Origin of the sequence: Bacillus sp. NEB1478 (assembly GCF_031582965.1) — a bacterium.
Lineage (GTDB): Bacteria > Bacillota > Bacilli > Bacillales > Fictibacillaceae > Fictibacillus.
Genome location: NZ_CP134049.1, coordinates 917,164 through 944,146 on the forward strand (window position 1 = coordinate 917,164; position 26,983 = coordinate 944,146).

A 26,983-nucleotide genomic window follows, 5' to 3' on the forward strand; every position below is an offset into this window, starting at 1 on the left:
ACATCTCTTGCAGGATTTTAATAAAATAAAGCAAATATAATATTTAATCGATGCATTCATTTAACAGTGCTTCAATGTATAGGAGAGATGCGTAATGAATGGAAGCATGAATAAAGTAATCATTGTAGAAGGCAAATCTGACAAAGATAAGATCGCTACGATTTTAGATGAACCCGTAGAGATTATTTGTACAAATGGAACATTAGGTCTTAGCAAACTAGAGGAACTTGCAATAGCTATAGAAGATAGAGATGTTTACATCTTAGTGGATGCTGATGATGCTGGTCTTAAATTAAGAAAGCTGCTTCAACGCGAGCTGCCGAATGCTGAGCATTTATATATTCATAAAATGTACAGAGAAGTAGCAAAAACCCCACTGGTGTATTTAGCAAAGGTATTAGTCGGTGCTCATTTTAATATTCATAAAAATTGTTTAGGATAATCAAAAACAGCCTCTTTTCCCCCTTTGTAATCATCAGTTTTTCCTGGTGAGCGGGTAAAGGAGGTTTTTGACTTTTTACATAGAAACCATTGTCAAAGCTTTTTTTAAGCGGAAATTCATGATTTCATGATATCCTAATAGCACAAAATCTCATTACAAATAGTATGGAGTTTATGAATATGAATGAAATCACACGAAATAACTGGAATTCAACAATAGAATTATCTCGTAAGGAACCCTTTTTTCTCTATCTAGAAACTCCGTTATGCGGTACATGCAAAGTAGGGAAAAGAATGTTTGAGGTAGCATTGGCAACGATTGAAGGCCAATCTGACAGCAGTGACTCTATTCAATCAGGGGTATGTAATATTAACAGCATGCCTGAGCTCGCTGAAAAATATGGAATTACAAGCGTACCTTGTCTGCTGGTACTATCAAGGGGAATTGTGATAAAACGTATTTATGCACTTCAATCCGCTGGAGATTTATATAAAACGATGACTGAAATCATTAGAAAGTAAATTTTTTATTAAAAAAAATGTGGTTTAAGCCCCATAATGAGTAAACAACATTCTAGTTCTAATGAAAAGTCCTTTTTTCGGGGGTTTTTCTCAAAACAAAATATGGTAATTAAATGTCGCTGACACACTTCTATGTAATAAAAAGGAGTGTGTTTTTTATGTCGGATAATGGCGTACAAGCCTTATTAGAATAGGTTTTTTGGTAAATAAAGAAGAATTATCTGTTATTTTTGCAAATTCAGTAATTTAACAAGAAAGTCACAAATGTTACGGTGGCTGTAATATTGTTATAGAACTGTATCCTACAAATGTCAAAAGTCATGGTATAAATGATTAGGAGAGCTTGATTGATGTTTGCTCCCAGTGTAAATGTGGTAAATAAGAATGATTTGTTTAAAACAAAAAAATAACTGATTTTAAAAATAACCGGTAAGCAATTTATTAACAGAGGTGATTGATAATCATGACATCATTAAATTTAAACGCTGTATTTCCTTTAGCAAAGAATAAACTAACAAGCATAGAAGACAAGGTATTAACGATCCAGCAACGAGAAGATGAAAAATTAAGAAACGAACTTATAGATGACTATCAACCATTTATTAAAAAAGTAACTTCAAAAGTGTGCAGTCAATATATAGATCGAACAATGGACGAGTTTAGTGTAGGTCTTTTTGCCTTTAATGAAGCAATCGATCAGTATCAAGAAGGGCAAGGAAGCCGTTTTCTATCGTTTGCCGATATGGTAATCAGACGCCGTGTAATCGATTATATCCGTAAAGAAGTTCGTCAAAACCGATTGATTTTTCTTCAGCCTGATGAAGAAGACGAAGAAGGCCGTTTAGAAGAGAGCTATGCTGAACAAAAAGCAGCTATGGATCATTTTGAAGATCAGCTCCAAGTAGAGAATCGTGTATATGAAATTGAAGAATACCAAAAGATGTTAAAAACGTTTGGCTTAAACTTTAAAGTATTAAGCAAACACTGTCCTAAACACGTTGATGCACGCGAAAACGCTAAAGAAATCGCACGTCTACTGGCAGAAAATGAAGAACTTGCCGCATTCTTGAAAGAAAAGAAACAATTACCGATAAAAGATTTATTAAATATGGTATCCTGTAGTCGAAAAACGATAGAGAGAAATCGAAAGTATATAATAGCAGTATCATTAATATACTTGGGCGATTTCCAAGCGCTGAAATCTTACATTCAGCCTTAAGGTGAAGTAATATAATTGTGAGGTAAGAGAAGCATTCTCTTACCTGCAATTTCCTACTGATCCTGCTACGTGCGGGGGGATATCATTGAAAAGCGGCATTGTTATAGAAATAAACAATAAAAAAGCAACTTTGCTTATGAAGGATGGTACGTTTGTTACGGTGAAAATACCTAAAGGAAAACGTCCTCTCGTAGGGAAGGAATACCAGACTTCTTATTTTTCTTTCAAAAAGAGAAGTCTTTTTGCGTTGCCTTCACTATCTTTATCTGTAGCCGTCTTAGTGGCTTTTGTTTTTTTATCTGGCATTATTCCCATTGGCAGCCAGTCTGCTGCAGCAGCTTACGTAAGCTTTGATATCAATCCTAGCTTAGAGGTTGGTGTGAATGACGAAATGAAGGTTGTTGAACTTTCCGCTTTTAATAAAGAAGCTAAACAATTAATAAAAAAGCATCACTTGTCGATTGATGAACATCCTTCATTCCAAGTGTTTGCCAACCAGCTTATAAACGCTTATGAAGCGGAAGGATATATGAAGTCAGATCATTCAATGCTGATTACAACCGTTTCAAGTGAAAAAGGAAACGGTAAAACGGAAGCAGAGCTCGATCAAGCGGTTAATTCAATAGTGAAACAAGCTGTCATTAAGTACCCCGTGGCAATAACGGTAACGGAGACAAACCGTGATACACGTAAAAAGGCTGCGCAGCTTGGTGTATCCTCAGGTAAACTGACTGCTTTTCAAAAAGCCAATAAACAACAGGTGCCTATCCAAGAAAAGATTATTAAAGAAGCTAACATTCAAGATCTTCAAAAGAAAGCAGCTGTTTCGTCTAAAGACATAAAGGTGATTCCACATCCTAAGCAGATGCATACACCTGATCCTGATAAATCGAACAATCATACAGATCGACCTGCACAACAACGGAATCATGAATCTAAAGAATACATTGTAAAACCGAACAAACATAATAAACTGCATACAGAGTCAAAGAACCGTAATAATAATAGTCCTGTCCGTGAAAAAAATTACGGAAAGCCAGATTACAAAAACAATAACAGAAGTCAAAATAGCAATGAATCAAACAATAAACATCAAGAAAATCGAAAGCAAAATTATTCTGAACAAATTAAAACGAACCCTGATTCCCATCATAATGGCAGGAACGGGAACGGAAGAAGCAATGAGCAAAGCAAAAATAGCAACGGTCATAATGGCAGCGAAACAGGGAAAAGCAGACATAATCACTAAAAATGGTTAAACCTGTCGTAATTCCAAAAACGATTCTTTAGAGCTGTCGAAAGCTTTATAAAGGTATACCATCATTCCTCACGAACAAGAAAAAGTAACAATCAATTCGGGGGGATCTTTATGTTGGATGTACACTTTTTTGAAGAACAGATTGCCAGAAGTCCATATCTGCTTTTGTATAACATTCCGGTTAAGCCGAACTTCGAAATGTATGATGATACAACGCTTAAGATAGGTTACAAAGAAGGCAACAGCAACCGAATTGTCATTTTTAAAGGAAATCCAAACTATCTGATTTTGATGTTAGAAGGAAAGATGAAACTGACTACCCTCTTGCGGCAAGAAATGGTCGAGTTTCAAGGGACGTTAAGACAGCGGCTTAAATGGGAAGCGATTTTTTATCTAAGTTCTCACTGGGAACAAATATCTAGTGGGCTAATGTTCAAAAATGCGAAAAAAGTTTGACACCTATCGACAACGATGTTATTATTCTTCACATCGACTTTAAAATGTTTCGCTTTAACTTAATAACGCAACGCTTTAACTTATCACGAGTGGTGGAGGGACTGGCCCTATGAAACCCGGCAACCGCTAGTTGGCTTATTGTCAGCTAGAAAGGTGCCAATTCCTGCAGGACATTATTTGTCTTGGGAGATGAGGAGAATGCGCATATATTATGCCTTTCTGCTCATATTGAAGCAGAAGGCATTTTTTTATTTTTTATTTAGGAAATGAGGTTAGGTATTTTGATTAACTTACGATCAGTCCGTAAAGTCTTTCAAACCAAAGATGGTGAAGTAAAGGCTGTTGATACGGTAGATTTAACAATAAATCAAGGAGAAATATACGGGATTATCGGATATAGCGGTGCTGGAAAGAGTACGCTGATCCGCATACTGAACATGCTGGAAAGACCAACGAGCGGTTCAGTTTCAATCGGTGGAAAAAACATGTCTGAGCTTTCTTCAAAACAGTTAAGAGAAGCCAGGCAAGAAATCAGCATGATCTTTCAGCACTTTAACTTGCTTTGGTCAAGAACGGTTCGGGAAAATATCGCTTTTCCTTTAGAAATTGCAGGTGTAAAAAAGGCTGAGATTAACAAACGAGTAGAGGAACTCATTAATCTTGTCGGTTTAGAAGGCAGAGGCGGATCTTATCCCTCCCAGCTTAGCGGCGGTCAAAAGCAGCGTGTTGGTATAGCAAGAGCTCTGGCGAATCAGCCAAAAGTATTATTGTGCGATGAAGCAACTTCCGCACTTGACCCGAAAACGACGGACAGCATCCTCGATCTCTTAGTAGAGATCAATAAAAAACTTGGTTTAACAATTGTACTGATTACACATGAAATGCATGTTATCCGAAAAATATGTCACCGCGTAGCCGTAATGGAAACCGGTAAAGTTGTTGAAGAAGGAGATGTATTGAGCGTATTTAAAAACCCTGCTCAAAACATTACCAAAGACTTTGTTAAACAAGTGACAGAACCTGAAGAAACTGTTGATACAATTAAACAATTTATTGATGGATTCCCTGAAGGCAAGATCATTCAGCTCACTTTTGTCGGAGGTCGTACTGGGCAGCCGCTCATTACAGAATTGATTCGAAATTATGAGGTAGATGTTAATATCCTTCAAGGGAAAATTTCGCAGACACAAAATGGTCCGTATGGGACGCTGTTTATTCAAATTAAAGGCAGTGACTCTGCCCTAGAAAAAGCGATGAAATTTTTGGACAGTGTGCAGGTTGAGGTTGAGGTGATTCATAATGCTTAGTATTTGGTTCCCGAATGTTCAATGGGATGCAGTCATTCAGGCGACAAATGAAACATTATACATGTCGGCAATATCAGTAATCGTTACATTTATCTTAGGTCTTGCCCTGGGATTAGCTTTGTTTTTAACATCGCCAGGAAACTTATGGGAAAACAAATTTTTAAATGGATTGATCGCCGTTGTTGTCAACGTGTTCCGTTCGATTCCATTTATTATCTTGATCATACTTCTTATTCCGTTTACCCGCTTTCTAGTAGGAACAATGCTAGGAGCAGAAGCAGCTTTACCTGCTTTGATTATAGGAGCGGCACCATTTTATGCACGAATGGTAGAAATCGCTTTGAGGGAGATTAATAAAGGGGTAATTGAAGCAGCAAGATCAATGGGTGCAACAAATGCCCAAATCATATTTAAAGTGCTTATTCCTGAAAGTTTGCCGGCACTAATCTCTGGAATCACCGTTACAGCGATTGCTCTTGTAAGCTACACGGCAATGGCAGGTGTCGTAGGAGCAGGGGGGCTAGGTAACCTTGCTTATATGGAAGGCTATCAAAGAGATAACGCTGACGTAACACTAGTTTCCACCGCGCTAATCTTAGTGATCGTATTTATTATCCAATGGATAGGAGATCGAATTACGACTGCTTTAGATAAAAGATAACACCACAACAAGGAGGAAAATTATATGAAAAAAATCTTAACAGTATTACTTCTCGCTGTAGTTGCAGCTGCTCTTGCTGCCTGCGGCAACAAAACAGAAGGCGGTATCAGCGACAAAAAAATTATTGTAGGAGCTTCAAATGTTCCTCACGCAGAAATTCTTGAAGAAGCGAAGCCGCTATTAAAGAAAAAAGGTATCGAACTTGAAATTAAAACATTTCAGGATTATGTACTTCCAAACAAATCTTTAAACGAAAAAGAAATTGGAGCTAACTACTTCCAGCACGTTCCTTATATGGAATCTCAAATGAAAGACCATGGCTATAAGTTCGTAAATGCAGGCGGTATTCACATTGAGCCAATCGGTGTTTATTCTAAAAAATACAAATCTCTAAAAGATCTGCCGCAAGGTGCTACAATTATTATGTCTAACTCAGTAGCTGACCATGGCCGTATGCTTGCTATATTAGAAAAAGAAGGCTTAATTAAAGTTAAAAAAGGTGCAGGTTATGAAGCACAAATAAAAGATATTGAAGAAAATCCTAAGAATATTAAGTTCAAAGCTGATGTTGATGCCGGGATGCTGCCAAAGGCTTATAAAAATGGCGAAGGCGACGCTGTCATGATCAACACAAACTATGCAATCGATGCAGGATTAAATCCACAAAAAGATGCCATTGCAATTGAAGGCAATGATTCACCATTTGTTAATATTATCGCTGTTCGTAAAGGTGACGAAGACAAAAAAGCAGTGAAAGAATTAGTAAACGTATTGCATTCTAAAGAAATTCAAGACTTCATTAAGAAGAAATATAAAGGTGCAGTCGTACCAGTAAATAAATAAAGAGTGAAAAAGGGTGGCTCAACTGAGTCATCCTTTTTTCTTTATTAAAGGCTCTTTTCGTATTCATTGGTGCTTTTGAAAGTAGTTGATATCCGTTACAGGATGCTCGCTTTCCGCGGGGCAGACGGTGAGCCACATTCGTACGTTTCACGTATAAGTGTCTCACCTGTCTAGCTGCAGCGGTTAGCCCCTCGAGGTCAAAAGTGTAATGGTCCTGAAGGCAAAAAGCGCCTTCTTAGCCCCTTTCCCTTTTGCTTGTCGGGGCTGATCAAACCGCTTTCGCTTTTCGGACTGCCCGCCTGTCCCGCAGGACTAGGAAGGCTTCGGCAGCATAAACATCCCACGAAGAAAATGTGACTTTCATTTTCGAGGAGTCTCACACCTTACACTCCAATCAACCTGACATTGGAGTCAAATTACAAAAATGCCTCAGAATCAACAATCTTTTAGAAAAGAGCCTTATTAAAAGACTTTTTTTACATATCAGCTTCGTTAAAAACTCATACTAATTTTGTTTACTATTTAAGTGACAGGAGTGTTAAAAATGAAACAAGAAGAACAGCCGATGAAAGGTTCGAATTCAACCCAGCATCATTTAATCCGCTACAAAGAGGGATTAGGGAAATATAACGAACATATGCCTGAGCTTACACATGCATACAGCGAATTTACGAAACATTGTTTTAAAGAAGGTGAAATATCCGAGAAGAATAAACAGCTTATTGCACTTGGAATCAGTATTTATTCACAAGATGAGTATTGCATCATTTATCATACTAAAGGGTGTCTCGACCAAGGCTGCACTGAAAACGAAATATTAGAAGCTGTTGGCGTTTCAGCAGCATTTGGCGGCGGTGCTGCAATGAGTCAAGGTGTAACACTTGTTCAAGAATGCATCCAGGAACTCAATAAACCAAGACATTAATTTAAATGGGGTTATGCAAAGAAATCGAGAGGATATGGCAGGAATTCTAAGGATGTTTCTGATGTGTCTACTGTGCATTACGAGAGAACTCCATACACTAGTGTACCGTGTGATATGCAAGTTGGGTATTGTGATTATCCTTGTTATGATAAAACCAATTAATCATGAAAGGATTGATTTATTATCCACCCCATAAAAACAAAACATACTACTGAAATGGAAAAAGCAATGCATCAATCACATGGTTGCGGTTATGCAGAGTATGACAGGGATTTGGAAAAACGCTTAGATGTTGAAAAAGAACGTGAAAAAGAGTACAAAAAAGGTTTAGAAATCGCAGCAAATGCGGCGAACCACTAAAAGCCTTCAGTCATTCAAATATAATAAATAAACGATAAGCTGACTCAATTATGGTATTAACCATGGATGAGCCAGCTTTTGTATTTTTTTAGATCCATTTCGTTATTTATTGACATAAATGGACAGAAATAAATGAAGTAAATGAAAAACACTTAAATTTTTATTGTAGTTATTTAGGAAAATGAAAAATACGAGCGCTATTCGAATAATACGAGGGAAATCAGAAAAAATACGAGCGAAATTCTAAATCCATACATGGAATTTCATAAGCACGATACACAACCAACGAAGCAGAAGCCTCTTTATTCGAACCCATTCAAATTGACTGTGTGCACTTAAAAATTTTTGTGCTTTAAGTGGCTGAACAATTATTTCCTCATTTCTTTTACCCTCGTTCCTTGAAGATACTTTTCATTTGTTATAAGATTAGAATGAGAATAAATTGAGAATGGCTATTCTATGCCTATTATCAAAAATCTTAGTTAGATTTCATATTGGAGGTTGTATTATGTCAGCACCTAATTTAAAGATTGAAGGTCTTCGCGTTTCAATTGAAGATAAAGAGATTGTTAAAGGTCTAGATCTCGAAATAAATGGTGGAGAAATCCATGCAATTATGGGACCAAACGGAACAGGAAAGTCTACTCTTTCTGCAGCGTTAATGGGTCACCCGAAATACGAAGTTACTTCTGGTAAAGTAACTTTTAATGGTGAAGATCTGCTTGAGATGGAAGTAGATGAGCGTGCGCAAGCTGGATTGTTCTTAGCTATGCAATATCCATCTGAAGTAAGCGGTATTACAAATGCAGACTTCCTTCGTTCTGCAATCAATGCAAAACGAGAAGAAGGCGAAGAAATTTCTCTAATGAAGTTTATCCGTGAGTTGGATAAAAAAATGGATCACCTTGAAATCGATAACACATTTGCACACCGTTATCTTAACGAAGGTTTTTCCGGTGGAGAAAAGAAGCGTAACGAAATTCTTCAAATGATGATGCTAGAGCCGAAAATTGCGATTCTTGATGAAATCGACTCTGGATTAGATATCGATGCACTTAAAGTAGTAGCTAAAGGTGTAAATGAAATGCGCAACCCTGATTTTGGCTGCCTGATCATTACTCACTATCAGCGTCTATTGAACTACATCACACCAGATAAAGTACACGTTATGATGCAAGGACGCATCGTGAAATCTGGTGGACCTGAGCTGGCTCAACGTCTTGAAGCGGAAGGTTATGACTGGATTAAAGAAGAGCTAGGTATTAAAGACGAAACTGTTGGCCAAGAAGCGTAAGCAATAAGGGGGACTATACATGTCAGTTGATACGAGCCTAAGATTTGATAAGGACTACGTAACCGGTTTTTCTAACAGCAGACAAGAACCCGCTTGGTTGCAGGAACTTCGTTTGCAAGCATTGGAACTAGCGAACAACTTGCCGATGCCAAAACCAGACAAAACAAAAATCGATAAATGGAATTTTACTGAATTCAAGCATGAAGCAACTGGGAATGCAGTAGCTTTCAATGAACTTCCTGAAGATGTTAAAGCTTTGATCGGAACGGAAGAAGAAGCAAAGAACGTTCTTGTTATTCATAACGGGAACCTTGTATATTTCACATTAGAAGAAGAAGTAAAGTCACAAGGTGTTATTTACACTGACTTGCTTACAGCTGCAAAAGAAAACGAAGATTTAATGAAGAAATACTTCATGAAGGCAGTTGCGGCTGATGAAAATCGTTTAACAGCTCTTCAAGCTGCACTAGTTGTAAATGGAGCTTTTCTATACGTTCCTAAAAACGTAGAGGTGTCTTCGCCAATTCAAGCGATTTACTATCAAGACGATGAAGCAGCGTTATTCAACCACGTGATCCTTGCTGTGGAAGATAACAGTTCTGTAACGTATGTAGAGAACTACCTTTCTACAAATGACACAACTGAATCTGTAGCAAACATCGTTTCTGAAGTATACGCTGGCAGTGGTTCAAAAGTGGTTTATGGAGCAGTTGATAACCTTGCAAAAGGAATGACTTCATATATAAACCGCCGAGGACGTGCAGACCGCGATGCTCGCATTGAATGGGCACTTGGTCAGTTCAATGACGGAAATACAGTTTCTGATAATACAACACACCTTATTGGAGACGGTTCATTTACTGATACTAAGACAGTAACGATTGGTCGCGGAGATCAAAAACAAAACTTCGTGGCACAAATTTTTAACCACGGAAAACATTCTGAAGGTTACATTCTTACTCACGGGGTAATGAAAGATAACGCCAGCTCTATTTTTAACGGAATAACGAAAATTGAGCATGGTGCTACAAAGTCTCATGGTGAGCAAACTGAACGTGTTCTTATGTTAAGTGAAAAAGCACGTGGTGACGCGAATCCGATTCTCTTGATCGATGAAGATGATGTAACTGCAGGACACGCAGCATCTGTAGGCCGTATTGATCCGCTTCAAATGTTCTACTTAATGAGCCGCGGAATTGCAAAAGCTGAAGCTGAGCGTTTAATTATTCACGGATTCTTGGCACCGGTTGTTAGCCAAATGCCTCTTGAATCTGTTAAAAAGCGTCTAGTCGAGGTTATTGAAAGGAAAGTAAGCTAGTATGAGTGCAAAGGAATGGAGAAAGCTGTTTCCTATCCTAGACCAGGAAGTTAACGGCAAACCTCTCGTTTACCTTGACAGTGCCGCCACTAGCCAAAAGCCTATTCAAGTCATTGAAGCACTAGATAAATATTACAAAGAATACAATTCAAATGTGCACCGTGGAGTTCATACTCTCGGAACCCGCGCAACTGATGGCTATGAAGGAGCACGAGAAAAGGTACGCCGATTTATCGGTGCGAAATCTACTCAGGAGATCATCTTTACTCGTGGTACGACTACAGCCATTAATACGGTTGCGAGAAGTTATGGCAATGCGAACCTGACTGAAGGTGACGAAATTGTGATCACACCAATGGAGCACCACAGCAATATCATCCCTTGGCAGCAAGTCGCTAAAACAACGGGAGCAACATTAAAATACATTCCGTTGCAGCCAGATGGCACGATTGACTTGGCGGATGTTGAAAAAACGATAACAGAGCATACTAAAATCGTCTCAGTTATGCAGGTTTCTAACGTCTTAGGAACGATCAACCCGATCAAAGAAATTGCTGCGATCGCTCACAAGAATGGCGCAATAATGGTTGTGGATGGAGCTCAAAGTACTCCGCATATGAAAGTAGATGTTCAGGATCTTGATTGTGATTTCTTCGCTTTCTCTGCGCATAAAATGTGTGGTCCGACAGGTATCGGTGTACTTTATGGTAAAAAAGCACTTCTTAATAAAATGGAGCCCGTTGAATTCGGCGGTGAAATGATTGACTTTGTCGGATTGCAAGAATCTACATGGAAGGAGCTGCCTTGGAAGTTTGAAGGCGGAACTCCTATCATCGCAGGTGCAATCGGACTCGGTGCAGCAATCGATTTCCTTGAAGAAATTGGACTTGATAATATTAAGAAACTTGAACACGAACTTGCTGATTATGCATTAGAACGTTTATCAGAACTTGAAGGTGTAACGATTTTTGGACCGAAAGAACGTACGGGTCTTGTCACATTCAATCTGGATGATGTTCATCCGCATGATGTGGCTACAGTACTTGATTCTGAGGGAATCGCAGTTCGTGCAGGGCACCATTGTGCACAGCCGCTTATGAAGTGGCTGGATGTAACAGCTACTGCTCGTGCAAGCTTTTACCTGTATAATACAAAAGACGATGTCGATGCTTTTCTGAAGGGATTAACAACTGCAAAGGAGTATTTCGGTCATGTCTTCTAATTTAGATCAGCTTTACCGTCAAGTTATAATGGACCATTACAAAAATCCTCGCAACAAAGGGGTTTTGGAAGATGGAGCCTTGACAATCAACATGAACAATCCGACATGCGGCGACCGAATCCAGCTCACTTTAAAAGTAGAGGATGGTAAAATCGAGTCAGCAAAGTTTGACGGAGAAGGCTGCTCCATTAGTCTTGCATCAGCTTCAATGATGACACAAGCTGTAAAAGGCTTAAGTGTAGAAGAAGCAGTTAAGCTAGCAAATATTTTTTATGATATGATGTTAGGTAACGAATATGATGATGAATCAATCGATTTAGGTGACATAGAGGCTCTTCAAGGTGTTTCTAAATTTCCTGCCCGTATAAAATGCGCCACATTAGCGTGGAAAGCAATGGAGCAGGGAGTAGGAAAGAAAGAAGAAGAATAGGTTGCCTATATATAAGATATTAGAGTGCCAATCCTGTAAGGAGGGATTCTGCAATGGCTAAGAAAATGCCGGATATCGGCGAATATAAATATGGGTTTAGAGATAAGGACGTTTCCATTTTCAGATCCAAACGCGGTTTAACAAAAGAAATCGTTGAAGAAATTTCCCGTATGAAAAAAGAACCACAATGGATGCTGGATTTCCGTTTGAAGTCATTAGAGATGTTCTACAAAATGCCAATGCCTCAATGGGGCGGGGACATGAAGGATTTAAACTTTGATGATATTACGTATTACGTAAAGCCATCTGAAAAATCCGAGAAGTCTTGGGATGAAGTGCCAGCTGAAATTAAAGCAACTTTTGATAAGCTTGGTATTCCAGAAGCGGAACAAAAATACCTGGCAGGTGTATCTGCACAGTATGAATCAGAGGTTGTATACCACAACATGAAGGAAGACCTATCAGATCTAGGGATTCTTTTCACGGATACAGATACTGCATTAAAAGAACATGAAGAAATTTTCAGAGAGTACTTTGGAACGATTATTCCGCCTTCAGATAACAAGTTCGCTGCACTTAACTCTGCAGTTTGGTCTGGTGGATCATTCATTTATGTTCCAAAAGGTGTTAAGTGTGATACACCGCTTCAAGCTTATTTCCGAATCAACTCTGAAAATATGGGTCAGTTCGAGCGTACGCTTATTATTGCGGATGAAGACAGCTCTGTACACTATGTAGAAGGATGTACAGCTCCGGTTTATTCTACAAACTCACTTCATAGTGCGGTAGTAGAGATCATCGTAAAGAAAAACGCTTATGCACGTTATACAACGATCCAAAACTGGGCGAACAACATTTATAACCTTGTTACAAAGCGTGCGGTAGCAGAAGAAAACGCAACGATGGAATGGGTAGATGGCAACATCGGATCTCGTCTAACAATGAAGTATCCGGCTGTTATTATGAAAGGCCGCGGAGCAAAAGGTACTATTCTTTCAATCGCGATCGCTGGTAAAGGACAGCACCAAGATGCTGGAGCAAAAGTATTGCACCTAGCACCAGATTGTTCTTCTACCATTGTTTCGAAGTCCATTTCGAAGCATGGCGGGAAAGTAACATACCGTGGTATCGCTCATTTCGGGCGCAAATCTGATGGATCTAAATCTAACGTTAAGTGTGATACGCTTATCATGGATAACCAGTCTACTTCAGATACAATTCCGTACAATGAAATCTTAAACAACAACATTACTCTTGAGCATGAAGCAACGGTTTCAAAAGTTTCTGAAGACCAATTGTTCTACCTCATGAGCCGTGGTGTTTCTGAACAAGAAGCAACGGAAATGATCGTAATGGGCTTTATCGAGCCATTTACGAAAGAACTTCCAATGGAATATGCAGTAGAAATGAACCGCCTGATCAAGTTCGAGATGGAAGGTTCAATCGGATAAAGTCTGAAAAGCCTTGGTATATAAGGAATATACCAAGGTTTTTTTATATGCAAATTAGTGTCGTGCCAACTCGAAATTTATTTCTTTGCATTTTAAGTTATAAAATTCTTCTTATTCAACAAACGGGCAAGATTTTGGAATAAGTAACTACTCTGTTGTTAAAAGTACATCTATGTTAGTATTTGATGCAAACGTAGTTTTAAATTATTGTGTTAGTGAGTAATTACATCTTTACAATGAACATAACCCATGAGTATGAAATTCAACAGTTTCAAGTTTCTAAAATTGCTGAAACCTAAAGGTAAGGGGAACGGTTTATTGGATTTTTTAATTCCAAGGAGTGAATCCTTAAGCAGGTAGGGCTACTCAAAGGCCAGATTCCGACAGCTAATCTCATATGTGTTTATGAGAAGGAAGGTAAAGCTTGTAAGACTAAAAAGTTTTTAATTTTAATTTACCCACCAAACTTTCCGCATTTTACCCACAAGAGTATCAACTTTGATATATTTTAATGTACACATATTTTTTAAAAGGGTTGATTTTCTGCGGTTTAAGGACCTATTAATACTTAAAAAACACACATAGTATCTGTTCCGTACGCAAGTTCATCCATGAAACATCCTAAAAGACCCATGGCAATTTAAAAGCCATGGGTTTATTGTATATTTGAACTTTTGTAACTAGTAGTGCATGGATTTATAAACGATAATCAAATAATCTTTTAGATGGTGATCTTCAAGCAAAGACCCAGACTTTATAAAAAGAATATTTACCTAGCCTCTTTTTTTGCATTTGTATGTTAAATTATAAAACAAAGAAAGGAGTGTAGAGAAAATGATCGCTTTGTATAAATTAAATAAAACACTAGAAGCTATCTTCACTCAACTATTAATCGAACAAGGTATTCAACCAACCTGCTTCCATTCTAAAAAATCGATTATCGATCATATGATGAACCCTTTTGTTTTAATTACTCCTTTACCTTATGTAAACGAGGTTCAATCCTTTTCTATCCCTATTGTACCTGTCTCCATTCATTTAAGTGATTTCGAAAAAACGATTAATGAACAAAATCTTTATGAACATAATCTCTTAATTTTGGTGTCAGATGAAGAAAAAAAGTGGTTAAACACTGAAAATCTTCTGATGTATCAGAACCATTTTGATATTTGCAGCAAGGAATTTGTTGAACTCGGTAACGCCAATAAAAACACAACATTTCTTGTTCCTTCTTGGGAAAGTAGTCTCCCCGTTTCTAAACGAAATGAAAATGTCCTTTATGTTCATCCTTCAATGGATACCATGGTTTCCGCAACACGTCAGGCAATGAACTTAACCGATGTGACGAAAGAGATGTTTAAAGAAAAATACCAGGTACAGGCCATTGCCGATTCTGCTCATGATGGTTTAATAGCGGTAGACAAGCAAGGGAAAATAACACTAACCAATAATAATGCGAAAAAGTATCTAGGGCTAGAAGGGGATGTGGTCGGACGGAACATTACAGAATATATCCCACATTCCGATATGCTGAGAGTGCTGCAAACTGGTAAGAAAGAAATAGGGGATGTAGCCAAGATACTTGATCGCCAAATCATTATAAACCGTTACCCCGTTATTCTTAACAACACTGTCGTTGGAGCAGTATCCAATTTTAAAGAAATTACCGACCTGCAAAGAATGGAAATGAAACTAAGGAAAAAATTGCATGAAAACGGATTAGAAGCAAAATACAGACTGGAGGACATTATTGGGGAAGTCAAAGAGATTCGTGAAGCTAAAGAACAGGCTAAGATCTTTGCGCAAACAGATGCAACGGTACTCATTACAGGAGAATCTGGGACAGGAAAAGAATTGTTTGCACAAGGAATCCATCTGCAGAGCAGCCGGGCAATTGGTCCATTTGTTGCGGTTAATTGTGCCGCTTTTCCTGAAAATTTACTAGAGACTGAATTGTTTGGTTATGAAGAAGGCAGTTTTACAGGAGCTAAAAAAGGTGGTAAGCAGGGACTGTTTGAATTGGCGCATGGAGGATCTTTGTTTTTGGATGAAATCGGAGAAATGCCTTTGCAAATTCAGTCTCACTTATTACGAGTTCTTCAGGAAAGATCGATCCGGAGAGTCGGAGGACAACGAACCATTCCTGTTAATGTACGGATTATTGCAGCAACCAATACAAACATCGAAGACGAAATTGAAAAGAAGCAGTTTAGAAAAGATTTATACTATCGTTTAAATGTACTTTCACTTGAATTGCCGGCACTAAGAAACAGACTAGAGGATGTTCCCTTGCTTACCTGTCATTTTATAAAGCAATTTAATGAACAGCATCAAAAGCAAATCGAAAAGATCGATGAAGATTTTTATTTAGTTTTACAAGACTATCACTGGCCAGGAAATATTCGTGAGTTACGAAATGTTTTAGAACGAATCGTCTTGCTTCAAAAAGGTTCAGCCATAACGGCTAAAGATGCCTGGTTTTATTATCCTAAACTTAGAAAGAAGAGAACTCAAACAATTGCCAGCATTGCGACCATTAAAGAGAATGAAAAAGATTTAATTCAAGGTGCGCTTCAACAATATAACAGCAGAGGAGAGGCGGCAAAGTCTCTTGGAATTGACCGATCGACCCTTTGGCGCAAAATCAAAGAATACAAGCTTTGATGCTTTATTTTGAAACAGATGATGCAAAATGAAACGAATATAGTGGAATTTCTGATTTTTTATGCCCTATCATACCTAAAAAATTCAGAAAATTTAAAATTAACTGAATCGGCATGAAACTTGCATTAATAATTGACAAACAAAAAATGAGGTGATAGCTTGCAACATTTCTCAATAGCGGCCATACCTGGAGACGGAATTGGACCTGAAGTCATGGCAGAAGGGTTAAAAACATTAAAGAAAATTGAGGAACTGCACGGAGGCATTCATTTCTCCATTGACACGTTTGATTGGAATTGTGATTACTATTTAAAACACGGAAAGATGATGCCGGATAGTGGCCTGGACATTCTGCGGGATTACGATGTGATTTTGCTTGGTGCCATCGGTGCACCAACTGTTCCTGACCACATTTCAGTATGGGAATTGATCCTCCCCATTCGCAGAGCCTTTCAGCAATATATCAATTTGCGGCCTATAAAACTATTAAGGGGTTTAGAGAGTCCTCTTCGTTATAAAGCCCATAAAGATCTGGATTTTGTCGTAGTGCGTGAAAACACAGAAGGAGAGTACTCCAATATGGGAGGGAGGTTACATGAAAACACTCCCTTTGAGCTTGCGGTACAAAATAATGTCTTTACGAGATACGGAACCGAACGAGTTATCAATTATGCTTATTCGCTTGCTGAAAAAAGAACGAGGAAAAAGCTGACGTCAGCTACAAAATCGAATGGAATCAATCACTCGATGCCTTTCTGGGATGAAATCGTCAAGGAAGTGAGCAAGCATCATCCTAGCGTCCAGACGGACATCTATCACATTGATGCACTGGCAGCTTATTTTATTACCAGACCTGAAGAATTGGATGTTGTCGTGGCGAGCAATCTGTTTGGCGATATTTTAACAGATCTTGGCGCAGCTATTGTAGGTGGTTTAGGACTAGCACCTTCCGGAAACATAAATCCGGAAAAAAATTATCCTTCGATGTTCGAACCCATTCATGGTTCTGCGCCTGACATTGCCGGAAAGAAAATTGCCAATCCCATTGCGCAGATTTGGAGTATTAGCTTAATGATGGAGCATCTTGGTTTTTCTGATATTGCGAAATTGATCGTATCATCGATTGAAGAGGTTCTCATTGATGGAAATGTGTCTACCCCGGACCTCGGAGGGAAAAATACGACCAGTGAATTTGGAGAAGCTATTCTTCAGCAAATGACCAATAAACGTATAAATTTTATTTAAGGAGATGAAAAAAGGATGACCGAGACACAAACTTCTCTATTACATGAAAAAAAATACCCTTTATACATTAACGGGAAACATATTCAAACCGATCATCATATTCCTGTTTACCATAAGTACACAGGAGAAGTGATTGCATCCATCGCGAAAGCGGATAAACATCATGTAGAGCAGGCCGTGGCTGCAGCTGAAGAAATCTTTCAATCCGACAAATTAACAGCTTTTCAACGATCTACTATTCTTTTAAAGGCAGCAAATCTAATGGAACAAAGACGGGAGGATTTTGAGCTTTCTTTAGTCAGAGAAGTTGGAAAAACCCGCAAAGATGCTGCAGGTGAATTGGATCGAACAATTAACACGATCCGTTTATCAGCGGAAGAGGCGAAACGGATTTCAGGAGAAATGATTCCACTGCAGGCGACAGAAGGGGCAGACAACCGGTTAGGGTTTACCATTCGTGTTCCTAAAGGCGTTATAGGTGTGATTACCCCATTCAATTACCCTTTGTTATTAGGGGTCCATAAAATTGCACCTGCTCTCGCTGCTGGCAACACCATCGTGATCAAGCCTGCTACCGCAACTCCGCTGGCTACCTTTCAATTAGTAGAACTTTTAGAAGAAGCAGGTCTGCCAAAAGGATATGTGAACATCATTACTGGATCAGGAAGTGAGGTGGGTGAATGGCTTTTGAATGATGAACGGATAGCGATGTATACGTTTACCGGCTCAGGTGAAGTAGGTAAGCACATTAAGAACGAAGCGGTTTACGGCCGGTAGCACTTGAACTGGGAAACAACTCCCCGAATATAGTTCATAAAGACGCAGATCTGGATCTTGCTGCCAAACTGACCGCAAGCCGCAGTTTTCATAATGCAGGACAAGCCTGTATAGCCGTTCAACGCCTGTTTGTGCATCAATCTGTATTGAATGAGTTTACAGAAAGCTATTTAGCGTATGTACAACAGCTGAAAGTCGGCGATCCGGAAAAACCAGAAACAGATGTAGGTCCGATGATTAGTGAGAAAGAAGCGATTCGGTCAGAGGAATGGGTGAATGAAGCGATCGAACAAGGAGCTAAAGCATTGCTTCCGATAAAGAGGGAAGGAGCGATCCTATTCCCAACAGTACTCGTGGATACGAATCCTTCTATGAAAGTGGTTTGTAAAGAAGTCTTTGCTCCTATCGTTTGTATCATCCCTTATCAAGATATTGATGAAGCTTTTCACTCTGCGAATCAATCAGAGTATGGTTTACAAGCTGGGATTTTCACTCGTGATTTGCAGTTGGCAATGAAGGCGGCGAAGGTACTGCAATATGGAGGAGTCATTATTAATGATGTATCCACTTACCGTAATGATGTTATGCCTTATGGGGGAGTGAAAAACAGTGGAATTGGAAAGGAAGGTCCGTATTATGCGATTCAAGAAATGACAGATGAACGAATGGTGGTGATGAATCTATGAATACTGGATTGCTAGAAAGAAAAACCGCCATTATTACTGGAGCAGGATCAGGTATGGGAAAAGCTGCAGCCAAACTATTTGCTGCACAAGGAGCAAACGTGGTGTTAGCGGATTTAAATATAGATGCTGCAGACCAAACTGCAAAAGAAATAAATCAGACTGGACAAGTTCTCGTCATCCAAACGGATGTGGGAGACGATGAAAGTGTCCAGAATCTTGTAAATGAGACGTTCAATACATTTGAAGATATGGATGTAATAGTTAATTGTGCCGGGGTTCCACAATTCTTTACACCGATTGAAGAAATGAGTATCAGTGAATGGGAAAAGATTATGTCAGTTAATACAAAATCCATTTTTCTAACCACACGTCATCTAGTCCCTTATATGAAAAAGAAGGGAAAAGGATCGATAATAAATATCGCATCCATTGCAGGGATCCGGGCTAGGCCTGGACTAAATGCCTACTGTGCATCTAAAGGAGCGGCCATTATGTTAACGAAAGCATTGGCGCTTGAATTAGCCCCATTTAAAATCCGGGTTAATGCAATTAATCCAGGGCCTGCTGAAACCCCAATGCTAGGGAAATTTTTGCCTGGCGATGCCCAACAAGTAGAGGAAGACAAAAAGAAAATCTTTATTGACAGTGTTCCATTAGGTACGCTAATCCAGCCTGAGGATATTGCCCAAGCAGCTTTGTATCTTGCTTCTGATCTCTCCAAGGCTGTTACTGGGGAAATCATGAATGTAGACGGAGGAAGAGGAATCTAAATTGCTTAATAAATCCAGTAATGAAAAGGGGAGAATGTTATGAATCAGCCGATTGTCACGATTGAAGAGCGCACTACTAAAAAAGTCTTTTGGAGAATCATTCCCTTTATTTTCTTGTTATATATTGTCGCCTTTCTTGATCGGGTAAATCTTGGTTATGCTGCATTAGATATGAATAAAGAGTTAGCAATTGCCAGCTCTACTTTCGGGTTAATCTCTGGAATTTTTTTCTTCGGCTACTTCCTGTTTGAGATTCCAAGTAATATACTGCTCCACAAGGTTGGCGCGAGAAAGTGGATTGCACGCATCATGGTCAGCTGGGGCATAGTAGTTATTTTGACAGCATGGGCTCAAAGCGCTACACACCTCTATATTTTACGTTTTCTTCTTGGTGTAGCAGAAGCCGGCTTTTTTCCAGGAGTTATTTTATATATTACTTATTGGTTCCGGGCGAAAGAACAGGCTAGAGCTTTTGCCTTATTCATGACTGCGCTTGCAGCCTCCAATATTATTGGAGCTCCATTATCTACTTGGATCATGGATAACATTAGTTGGGCTGGGATGCAAGGATGGCGCTGGATGTTTATTTTGGAAGGAATACCCGCAATTATCATAGGGATAGTAACGTATTATTACTTAACCGATCGTCCACAAGAGGCAAAATGGTTAACAAAGGAAGAAAAGGAGTGGCTCATTCAAGAAATTCGCCATGAAAACGAGCAAAAAGAGAGCAACAAGCATCATTCTGCACGTCAAGTATTGACTAATCCTCACGTTTGGAGACTATCTTTCATCTACTTAACGCTAGTTATTGGTTTGTATGGTATTGGATTTTGGATGCCTACTATCATAAAATCATTTTCATCGATTCTCACGAATACGCAGGTGGGACTCATTACAATGGTTCCTTATATTGCCGGCGGTATTTGTATGATATTGTGGGCTCGACGGTCAGACAGGTCAGGGGAACGAAGAATGCACACTGCATTGCCGCCATTATTAGGGGCGTTAGGTTTAATCGGTGCTGGAATGACTACTAATCCGTATCTGTCTGTTGTAATGATGTCCATTGCAACCATCGGAATTTACAGCTTTTTTGGTCCTTTCTGGTCACTTCCCGCTTTCTTCTTGACAGGAGCTTCTGCAGCTGTTGGAATAGCGTTAATTAATTCAATTGGTAATCTCGGGGGATTTGTTGGTCCTTATATGATTGGTTATTTAAATGATCTTACTGGGAATATGGAGGCAGGGTTATATTTTCTAGGCTTTAGTTTGATTATTACAAGTTTGCTAGTGTTTAGCATTAAAAAACAAATTTCGGTTGTAAAAACAGAAGCACCGTTGGTGAAAAAGAAATCGTCATAAGTAACCGGTGGAGCTACAGGGGGGATTTTAATGACAAAGCCTCTTATTCAGGTTAACAAGGTTTCTTTTGAATATAGCTTAAACAATAATCGTTCCATACAAGTACTGAATGAGGTTTCATTTGATATTTTTCCAGGTGAATATGTAGCTATTATAGGTCATAATGGCTCTGGTAAATCTACACTTTCAAAACATCTGAACGGTATCTTAAAACCTAGTAGCGGAGATGTTTTTATTAGCGATTACAATACAAAAGAACAAAAGCTGCAACGTGAAATTCGTAAGAAGGTAGGGATGGTGTTTCAGCATCCCGATAACCAAATCATCGCTACCATTGTTGAAGACGATGTGGCTTTTGGGTTAGAGAATATCGAAGTACCTGCTTCAGAAATGAAAGAAAGAATTGATTTTGCATTGGAAGCGGTTGGAATGAGTGATTTCCGGAAAAGACCACCTCATCATCTCTCAGGAGGACAAAAACAGCGTGTCGCCATTGCAGGAATCCTTGCGATGAAGCCCGATTGTTTAGTGCTGGATGAGGCAACCAGCATGCTGGACACCTATGGCAGAAGAGATATTCTGGACGTTGTCCGCAAGCTTAATAACGAGGGAATGACGATCATTTCAGTAACCCACCATATGTCAGAAGTAGCTGAAGCAAGCAGGGTCATTGTCATCGAAAAAGGCAAAATTGTAATGGTTGGCACACCAAGAGAAATTTTTCAGCACTCTGAACTGCTGCATCAGTTGCAACTCGATGTTCCTGTAGCCAATCAAATTGCGAGATCGGTTCATGAATATGACAATGAATTTCGGTCAGATTTAATTCATAATGACGAGATTATTCAAGAGGTTATGCGTTTGTCAGCCAAGAGAGGGGTGTATGTAGGATGAATGATAATCCCATTTTAGAAGTAAATCATTTACAGCATATCTATATGGAAAAGACACCTCTTGAACACCAGGCGCTCTCTGGAGTCAGTTTGCGGGTGTATGGTGGGGAATGCATAGCTATTATTGGACATACGGGATCAGGAAAATCTACTTTAATTCAGCATTTCAATGGGCTGATGCTGCCCCAGCGTGGAGAAGTAATCGTAGACGGCCAACTTTTATCTGATCCAAAGCTAGATGTTAAAGGATTGCGAAGAAAAGTTGGCCTTGTGTTTCAGAACCCTGAGGATCAAATTTTTGAAAAATTGATCGGTGATGATATTGCTTATGGTCCATTAAAGATGGGGCTTCCATTAAAAGAAGTAAGAAACCGTGTGAAATGGGCAATGGAATTAGTTGGTCTTCCCTTTGAAGAACTGAAAGACCGGGTTACCTATGCCTTAAGCGGCGGCCAAAAAAGAAAAGTCGCCTTGGCAGGGGTGTTGGCTCTAAAACCTAAAATTTTGGTATTGGACGAGCCGACAGCCGGTCTTGATCCTCGCTCACGACAGGAGCTTTTGGACAATATTGTTCAGTTGAACAAAAAAGAAAACATGACCGTCATCTTTGTCTCTCACAACATGGAGGAAGTAGCGTATTTAGCCAAAAGAATTTACGTATTAGCAGATGGCAAAAATCTGATTGAAGGAACACCACGGGACATTTTTGGTAATAATGAAACCCTTGCAAAGCATCATATTGGAGCACCGCAAACGGTGGAGATCCTCACGAAGTTAAAAGAGCAAGGTTATGATGTCAATCTTAAAGCGTATGAAATAGAAGCAGCCACAAAAGAAATCGTTTCTGTTCTTCAATCTTGTAGGAGGTGAGGGAGATGGCTAGTTTTGAATTCGAATTAACCCGCAATATTACGATCGGCCAGTATTTGCCGACTGGTTCACTCATTCATCGTCTTGATCCCCGTATTAAGCTTTTAGCCTTCACCATTCTTGTTATTGCAATGGCTGTATGCCACACCTACGTTGGAAACATGATCGCACTTGCTTTTGCCTGTTATTTGTTTTACATCTCACGCATTCCGGTCAGCTATGGTTTATCCGGAGTTAAGCCAGCCATACCTTTCATTTTGATATTAGCTGTCTTGCAGCTATTGTTCTATAGTGAAATCGCTTCAGGCGGAACGGTTATTGTTGACTATAGCTTTATCCTGATTACGAGTGATAGTATCCGCTTGGTAATCGTTTCTGCACTTCGATTTATTGAGATCATTTTTTTAAGCAGTGTATTAACGTTAAGCACTTCGACCACACAAATTACACATGGGATCGAGAGTTTGTTGGACCCTTTAAAACATGTGAAGTTTCCGGTCCATGAATTTGCGCTGATTATTACGATTGCGATCCGGTTTGTTCCTACGTTTGCGATGGAAATGGAAAAAATGATGAAAGCTCAAGCTTCAAGAGGAGCAGAATTTGGAACGGGTGCCTGGTGGAGAATTATCCAGAGAACAAAAGATGTATTTCCTATTATCATTCCTTTATTCAATGTTGCTATAGCACGGGCGGAAGATTTAGTGCTGGCAATGGAAGCCAGATGCTATACACCAGGAGGTGAGCGTTCCATCTATACTAAGTATAAAGCGAAGAGCAGGGATTATATGGCGCTTCTTTCCTGTGTCTTGTTTGCTTTTCTCTTACTGGCTTTTCCTTTCCCCTATTAGATTATTAATCTGATCTTTCTGTAATAAGGACACACAATTATAGCATCTAATACAAATTTAAGGAGGGTAATAGAATGGAAAGAGGATTAACTACTAGAAAGATTGTCATTGCAGGAGTCTTAGGAGCAGTAGCTATTTTACTAGGTGTCACCCGGTTAGGTTTTATTCCTGTTCCAACTGCAGCAGGTAACGCTACCATCATGCATATCCCGGCTATCATTGGAGGCATCATGCAAGGACCGTTTGTTGGACTAGTCATCGGACTAATCTTCGGTGTGTCGTCGTTTCTTGATGCGACCATACCACTATTTAAAGACCCGTTAGTAGCCATTATTCCTAGGCTGTTTATCGGAGTGGCCGCCTATTTAGCTTACGTTTCTATTAGGAGAGTAAATGAATATGCTGCTATTGGTCTTGCGGGATTTGTTGGAGCTTTTACGAATACGCTACTCGTTTTGACAATGGCGGTAATTAGAGGTTATATTGCTCCGGGTGTTGCTGTTACAATCGCTTTAACCAACGGAATTCCCGAAGCGATCGTTTCTGTTATCATCACGCTGGCTGTGGTTGTTGCATGGAAAAAGCTGGACCATCGTGGGAACAAGAAATCAAAGATCTCAAGAGAAATATAGTGGAACGGTTTCATAATATTACAGACGTTCCGGGCATTAAAATTGGTAATGAAGAAGACAAAATAGGTTATACAGGTTGTACCGTTTTATTGTTAGAGAAGGGTGCTGTTTGCAGTGTAGAAGTCAGAGGTTCTGCTCCTGGAACAAGAGAAACAGATTTACTTAATCCTATGAATCTCGTAGACCGTGTGCATGGTATCTGTCTAGCGGGAGGAAGTGCCTATGGACTTGATGCTGCAAGCGGTGTCATGCAGTATCTGGAAAAACAAGGCATTGGGCTTGATGTTGGAGTTGGAGTGGTTCCGATTGTTCCGTCGGCCGTTCTGTTTGATTTGCCGGTAGGAGATCCTGCTGCTCGGCCTGATCAAAAAATGGGATATCAGGCGGCATTAAAAGCGAAACGTGGACGTTTTCCTTTCGGTAATTCAGGAGCAGGATGCGGAGCAACAGTTGGAAAAGTTGCAGGTCACCATCGAGCCATGAAAGGTGGACTTGGTTCGGCGTCTAAAGTTTTCCCAAATGGTTTAATTGTCGGAGCCCTTGTTGCAGTTAATGCAGTGGGGGAGATTCGAAATGAAACAGGAGAAGTAATTGCCGGTGCGAGAAATGATCAAGGGAGAATAAGGAGCAGTATAGAGTGGATGCTTGAACAGCCCGCCATTCCCCTGACAGCAGGTACCAATACAACAATAGGGATTGTTGCATGCAATGCAAAGTTAACTAAATCGCAGGTCTCTAAGGTAGCCTCAATGGCACATAATGGTTTAGCAAGAACAATTTATCCTGTTCATACGTTGTACGACGGAGACACCATTTTTTCATTGGCTACTGGGGATATTGATGCGTCTGTTGATCTGATTGGGACGATTGCTGCAGACGTTTTGGCTGAAGCAGTCATCTTAGCGGTTAAGAATGCTGAAGGGATTGAGGGATTTCCATCAAGTAAAGATGTCTATGAATCTTAATAAGAAAGGACTTGAGCAATGAATACTACGACAGAATCTATTCTTCAGTATGTTGATCAAAAAGAAGTGGTTGAACTAACAAGAACTCTTATACGTATTCAAAGTGTCTATCGTCCAAATGTCGAGGGTGGTAACGAAGCAAAGGTAGCTCGTTTCATAGTTGATTACCTCAAGAATATCGGTTTAGAGGTTTATTACGAAGAAGTAGTACCAGGCAGGCCAAATGTTATTGCCATTTATGACTCTGGTTTTCCAGGAAAAACCCTTTTATTTGAAGGACATACAGATGTAGTGACTGAAGGAGACCTTGATTCTTGGACATACGATCCTTTTGGCGGAGAAATCAGTAACGGGAGAATTTATGGAAGAGGTTCCTGTGATACAAAGGGAAATTTAGCTGCTGCTATTTCTGCCGTTCATTCACTGAAAAAATCGGGCGCAGCTTTTACAGGGAAAATTATACTTTGCATCCCATGTGACGAAGAGGGGATGATGATCGGAATTAAAGATTTTATCAGAAGAGGCTGGGCTGATAACGTGGATGGAGCCATTATCTGTGAGCCAGAGGAAAATCAGCTGTGCATTACACAAAAAGGGGCGATGCGCATCGTTTTAAAAACGTACGGAAAAATGGCTCACGGTGCGATGCCACTCACAGGAATTAATCCTACTACACGAATGGCCAAATTAATTGTGGAATTGGATCAATTAGAACAAAGAGAAAAAGAACGGCTTGGTGAACATCCTTATCTTGGCTGGCCGAGTATTACACCAACTATTGTACAAGCACCTGTTAAGGGAGAGCCGCAAATTAATGTTGTTCCGGCACAATGCATGACCGCACTTGATATCCGCACAGTACCTGGTCAGGAACATGAGCAATTGGCGAAGGAAATAGAAGGCATTATTGAGCGGCTGAGCAAGGAAGATCCAGATTTTAAAGCGACATTTGAACTCATCGAAGATAGGCCTTGGACGGAGACGCCTAAAGATCATGACGTGGTACAGGCAGTGGCGCAGGCTTATACACAAGTTACGGGAAATACCCCTGTCTATAATGGGGTACCAGGGGCGACAGATGGAACGTTCCTCCATCTCGCAGGTGTACCGATCCTTACAACAGGTGCAGGTGATCGCTATATTCCTCATCATGCTGATGAATATGTAGATATTGATGAACTCATTAAGACCGTAAAAATCTATACACTTTCCGCCCTTAACTTTCTGAAATAGAACATTAAAGGAAAAGCGTTCATTTTAAAGGAGGGGCACTAAAGATGACAGTTCTACCACTTTACCAGAAGAAAGTCGATTAATTATTAATCAGCCGTTAATACAAAAAGTGCTTCCAGGAGTTAATAGGTGAATTATACCTCTATAAATCTGTTAAACCTATTAAACCTATCTCTATAACATCAAGCGTAAGTATGGTTTATCGCGATTTAATGAAAACCTTCGTTAATCAAGTTCGAGATGGAAGATTCAATCGGGTAAACTCAAAAAGACCTTGGTATATAAGGATTATACCAAGGTTTTTTTATATTGAATTTAGTTCGTG

At 39.5% G+C, this 26,983-nt stretch carries 25 protein-coding genes, 1 pseudogene and 2 riboswitches; all 26 genes and pseudogenes read left to right on the forward strand.

All coding sequences use genetic code 11. From position 1 onward, the window contains the following. The first annotated feature begins 94 nt into the window (after positions 1–94). Positions 95–442 carry a toprim domain-containing protein gene (locus tag RGB74_RS04320; protein ID WP_310761766.1) on the forward strand — a complete coding sequence of 116 codons (348 nt, stop codon included), beginning with the start codon at positions 95–97 and terminating at the stop codon, positions 440–442. A 179-nt stretch (positions 443–621) separates the two neighbouring features. Continuing rightward, on the forward strand, positions 622–963 hold the full coding sequence (locus RGB74_RS04325) for a thioredoxin family protein (protein ID WP_310761767.1): 342 nt from the start codon (positions 622–624) through the stop codon (positions 961–963). Between the two features lie 463 nt (positions 964–1,426). Next, complete coding sequence (gene sigI / locus RGB74_RS04330) at positions 1,427–2,182, forward strand: RNA polymerase sigma-I factor (RefSeq protein ID WP_310761768.1); 756 nt, start codon at positions 1,427–1,429, stop codon at positions 2,180–2,182. Between the two features lie 85 nt (positions 2,183–2,267). Continuing rightward, on the forward strand, positions 2,268–3,431 hold the full coding sequence (locus RGB74_RS04335) for an anti-sigma-I factor RsgI family protein (RefSeq protein WP_310761769.1): 1,164 nt from the start codon (positions 2,268–2,270) through the stop codon (positions 3,429–3,431). A 120-nt stretch (positions 3,432–3,551) separates the two neighbouring features. Next, positions 3,552–3,896 carry a hypothetical protein gene (locus tag RGB74_RS04340; protein WP_310761770.1) on the forward strand — a complete coding sequence of 115 codons (345 nt, stop codon included), beginning with the start codon at positions 3,552–3,554 and terminating at the stop codon, positions 3,894–3,896. Positions 3,897–3,973: 77 nt separating this feature from the next. Beyond that, positions 3,974–4,092, forward strand: a riboswitch (SAM riboswitch). An 85-nt stretch (positions 4,093–4,177) separates the two neighbouring features. Continuing rightward, entirely contained in the window at positions 4,178–5,203 is a 1,026-nt protein-coding gene (locus RGB74_RS04345) for a methionine ABC transporter ATP-binding protein (RefSeq protein WP_310761771.1), read from the forward strand. Next, on the forward strand, positions 5,196–5,864 hold the full coding sequence (locus tag RGB74_RS04350; RefSeq protein ID WP_310761772.1) for a methionine ABC transporter permease: 669 nt from the start codon (positions 5,196–5,198) through the stop codon (positions 5,862–5,864). Before RGB74_RS04345 ends, RGB74_RS04350 begins: the two co-directional genes overlap by 8 nt. A gap of 24 nt (positions 5,865–5,888) precedes the next feature. Continuing rightward, positions 5,889–6,707 carry a MetQ/NlpA family ABC transporter substrate-binding protein gene (locus RGB74_RS04355; RefSeq protein ID WP_310761773.1) on the forward strand — a complete coding sequence of 273 codons (819 nt, stop codon included), beginning with the start codon at positions 5,889–5,891 and terminating at the stop codon, positions 6,705–6,707. Positions 6,708–7,251: 544 nt separating this feature from the next. Then, positions 7,252–7,632, forward strand: coding sequence for a carboxymuconolactone decarboxylase family protein (locus RGB74_RS04360; RefSeq protein WP_310761774.1), 381 nt, complete (start codon positions 7,252–7,254; stop codon positions 7,630–7,632). Between the two features lie 228 nt (positions 7,633–7,860). Then, positions 7,861–7,992 carry a YuzK family famiily protein gene (locus tag RGB74_RS04365; protein WP_310761775.1) on the forward strand — a complete coding sequence of 44 codons (132 nt, stop codon included), beginning with the start codon at positions 7,861–7,863 and terminating at the stop codon, positions 7,990–7,992. Between the two features lie 508 nt (positions 7,993–8,500). After that, positions 8,501–9,286, forward strand: a complete 786-nt coding sequence (sufC, locus tag RGB74_RS04370) for a Fe-S cluster assembly ATPase SufC (protein ID WP_310761776.1) — start codon at positions 8,501–8,503, stop codon at positions 9,284–9,286. 19 nt (positions 9,287–9,305) lie between these two features. Beyond that, entirely contained in the window at positions 9,306–10,604 is a 1,299-nt protein-coding gene (sufD, locus tag RGB74_RS04375; protein WP_310761777.1) for a Fe-S cluster assembly protein SufD, read from the forward strand. 1 nt (position 10,605) lies between these two features. Beyond that, on the forward strand, positions 10,606–11,826 hold the full coding sequence (locus tag RGB74_RS04380) for a cysteine desulfurase (protein ID WP_310761778.1): 1,221 nt from the start codon (positions 10,606–10,608) through the stop codon (positions 11,824–11,826). Continuing rightward, positions 11,816–12,256, forward strand: a complete 441-nt coding sequence (gene sufU / locus RGB74_RS04385) for a Fe-S cluster assembly sulfur transfer protein SufU (RefSeq protein ID WP_310761779.1) — start codon at positions 11,816–11,818, stop codon at positions 12,254–12,256. The genes RGB74_RS04380 and sufU overlap by 11 nt, the downstream gene beginning before the upstream one ends. 53 nt (positions 12,257–12,309) lie before the next feature. Next, positions 12,310–13,707, forward strand: a complete 1,398-nt coding sequence (gene sufB, locus RGB74_RS04390; RefSeq protein ID WP_310761780.1) for a Fe-S cluster assembly protein SufB — start codon at positions 12,310–12,312, stop codon at positions 13,705–13,707. A gap of 276 nt (positions 13,708–13,983) precedes the next feature. Beyond that, positions 13,984–14,124, forward strand: a riboswitch (cyclic di-AMP (ydaO/yuaA leader). A gap of 417 nt (positions 14,125–14,541) precedes the next feature. After that, positions 14,542–16,371, forward strand: coding sequence for a sigma-54 interaction domain-containing protein (locus RGB74_RS04395; protein WP_310761781.1), 1,830 nt, complete (start codon positions 14,542–14,544; stop codon positions 16,369–16,371). A gap of 159 nt (positions 16,372–16,530) precedes the next feature. Then, complete coding sequence (locus RGB74_RS04400; protein WP_310761782.1) at positions 16,531–17,616, forward strand: tartrate dehydrogenase; 1,086 nt, start codon at positions 16,531–16,533, stop codon at positions 17,614–17,616. Positions 17,617–17,631: 15 nt separating this feature from the next. Beyond that, positions 17,632–19,079: pseudogene (locus RGB74_RS04405) on the forward strand (aldehyde dehydrogenase family protein). Next, on the forward strand, positions 19,076–19,849 hold the full coding sequence (locus RGB74_RS04410) for an SDR family oxidoreductase (protein ID WP_310761783.1): 774 nt from the start codon (positions 19,076–19,078) through the stop codon (positions 19,847–19,849). Before RGB74_RS04405 ends, RGB74_RS04410 begins: the two are co-directional and overlap by 4 nt. A 39-nt stretch (positions 19,850–19,888) precedes the next feature. Beyond that, positions 19,889–21,214 carry an MFS transporter gene (locus RGB74_RS04415; protein WP_310761784.1) on the forward strand — a complete coding sequence of 442 codons (1,326 nt, stop codon included), beginning with the start codon at positions 19,889–19,891 and terminating at the stop codon, positions 21,212–21,214. 30 nt (positions 21,215–21,244) lie between these two features. Continuing rightward, positions 21,245–22,108 (forward strand): energy-coupling factor transporter ATPase, encoded by an 864-nt coding sequence (locus RGB74_RS04420; protein ID WP_310761785.1) that lies wholly within the window; start codon positions 21,245–21,247, stop codon positions 22,106–22,108. Further along, on the forward strand, positions 22,105–22,977 hold the full coding sequence (locus RGB74_RS04425; RefSeq protein WP_310761786.1) for an energy-coupling factor transporter ATPase: 873 nt from the start codon (positions 22,105–22,107) through the stop codon (positions 22,975–22,977). The genes RGB74_RS04420 and RGB74_RS04425 overlap by 4 nt, the downstream gene beginning before the upstream one ends. A 5-nt stretch (positions 22,978–22,982) precedes the next feature. Beyond that, positions 22,983–23,828 (forward strand): energy-coupling factor transporter transmembrane component T family protein, encoded by an 846-nt coding sequence (locus RGB74_RS04430; protein ID WP_310761787.1) that lies wholly within the window; start codon positions 22,983–22,985, stop codon positions 23,826–23,828. Positions 23,829–23,902: 74 nt separating this feature from the next. Beyond that, positions 23,903–24,460 (forward strand): ECF transporter S component, encoded by a 558-nt coding sequence (locus RGB74_RS04435; RefSeq protein ID WP_310761788.1) that lies wholly within the window; start codon positions 23,903–23,905, stop codon positions 24,458–24,460. Next, a complete protein-coding gene (locus RGB74_RS04440) occupies positions 24,457–25,425 on the forward strand; it encodes a P1 family peptidase (RefSeq protein ID WP_396136045.1) in 969 nt (322 codons plus the stop codon). Before RGB74_RS04435 ends, RGB74_RS04440 begins: the two co-directional genes overlap by 4 nt. 18 nt (positions 25,426–25,443) lie before the next feature. Further along, positions 25,444–26,658 carry a M20 family metallopeptidase gene (locus RGB74_RS04445; protein WP_310761790.1) on the forward strand — a complete coding sequence of 405 codons (1,215 nt, stop codon included), beginning with the start codon at positions 25,444–25,446 and terminating at the stop codon, positions 26,656–26,658. Positions 26,659–26,983 lie beyond the last annotated feature (325 nt).

Bases quoted from the DNA above. Each gene is read 5' to 3' on its own strand.
- RGB74_RS04320 (WP_310761766.1), top strand. From the start codon at position 95: ATGAATGGAAGCATGAATAAAGTAATCATTGTAGAAGGCAAATCTGAC.
- RGB74_RS04325 (WP_310761767.1), top strand. From the start codon at position 622: ATGAATGAAATCACACGAAATAACTGGAATTCAACAATAGAATTATCT.
- sigI (WP_310761768.1), top strand. From the start codon at position 1,427: ATGACATCATTAAATTTAAACGCTGTATTTCCTTTAGCAAAGAATAAA.
- RGB74_RS04340 (WP_310761770.1), top strand. From the start codon at position 3,552: ATGTTGGATGTACACTTTTTTGAAGAACAGATTGCCAGAAGTCCATAT.
- RGB74_RS04350 (WP_310761772.1), top strand. From the start codon at position 5,196: ATGCTTAGTATTTGGTTCCCGAATGTTCAATGGGATGCAGTCATTCAG.
- RGB74_RS04355 (WP_310761773.1), top strand. From the start codon at position 5,889: ATGAAAAAAATCTTAACAGTATTACTTCTCGCTGTAGTTGCAGCTGCT.
- RGB74_RS04360 (WP_310761774.1), top strand. From the start codon at position 7,252: ATGAAACAAGAAGAACAGCCGATGAAAGGTTCGAATTCAACCCAGCAT.
- RGB74_RS04365 (WP_310761775.1), top strand. From the start codon at position 7,861: ATGCATCAATCACATGGTTGCGGTTATGCAGAGTATGACAGGGATTTG.
- sufC (WP_310761776.1), top strand. From the start codon at position 8,501: ATGTCAGCACCTAATTTAAAGATTGAAGGTCTTCGCGTTTCAATTGAA.
- sufD (WP_310761777.1), top strand. From the start codon at position 9,306: ATGTCAGTTGATACGAGCCTAAGATTTGATAAGGACTACGTAACCGGT.
- RGB74_RS04380 (WP_310761778.1), top strand. From the start codon at position 10,606: ATGAGTGCAAAGGAATGGAGAAAGCTGTTTCCTATCCTAGACCAGGAA.
- sufU (WP_310761779.1), top strand. From the start codon at position 11,816: ATGTCTTCTAATTTAGATCAGCTTTACCGTCAAGTTATAATGGACCAT.
- sufB (WP_310761780.1), top strand. From the start codon at position 12,310: ATGGCTAAGAAAATGCCGGATATCGGCGAATATAAATATGGGTTTAGA.
- RGB74_RS04395 (WP_310761781.1), top strand. From the start codon at position 14,542: ATGATCGCTTTGTATAAATTAAATAAAACACTAGAAGCTATCTTCACT.
- RGB74_RS04410 (WP_310761783.1), top strand. From the start codon at position 19,076: ATGAATACTGGATTGCTAGAAAGAAAAACCGCCATTATTACTGGAGCA.
- RGB74_RS04415 (WP_310761784.1), top strand. From the start codon at position 19,889: ATGAATCAGCCGATTGTCACGATTGAAGAGCGCACTACTAAAAAAGTC.
- RGB74_RS04420 (WP_310761785.1), top strand. From the start codon at position 21,245: ATGACAAAGCCTCTTATTCAGGTTAACAAGGTTTCTTTTGAATATAGC.
- RGB74_RS04425 (WP_310761786.1), top strand. From the start codon at position 22,105: ATGAATGATAATCCCATTTTAGAAGTAAATCATTTACAGCATATCTAT.
- RGB74_RS04430 (WP_310761787.1), top strand. From the start codon at position 22,983: ATGGCTAGTTTTGAATTCGAATTAACCCGCAATATTACGATCGGCCAG.
- RGB74_RS04435 (WP_310761788.1), top strand. From the start codon at position 23,903: ATGGAAAGAGGATTAACTACTAGAAAGATTGTCATTGCAGGAGTCTTA.
- RGB74_RS04445 (WP_310761790.1), top strand. From the start codon at position 25,444: ATGAATACTACGACAGAATCTATTCTTCAGTATGTTGATCAAAAAGAA.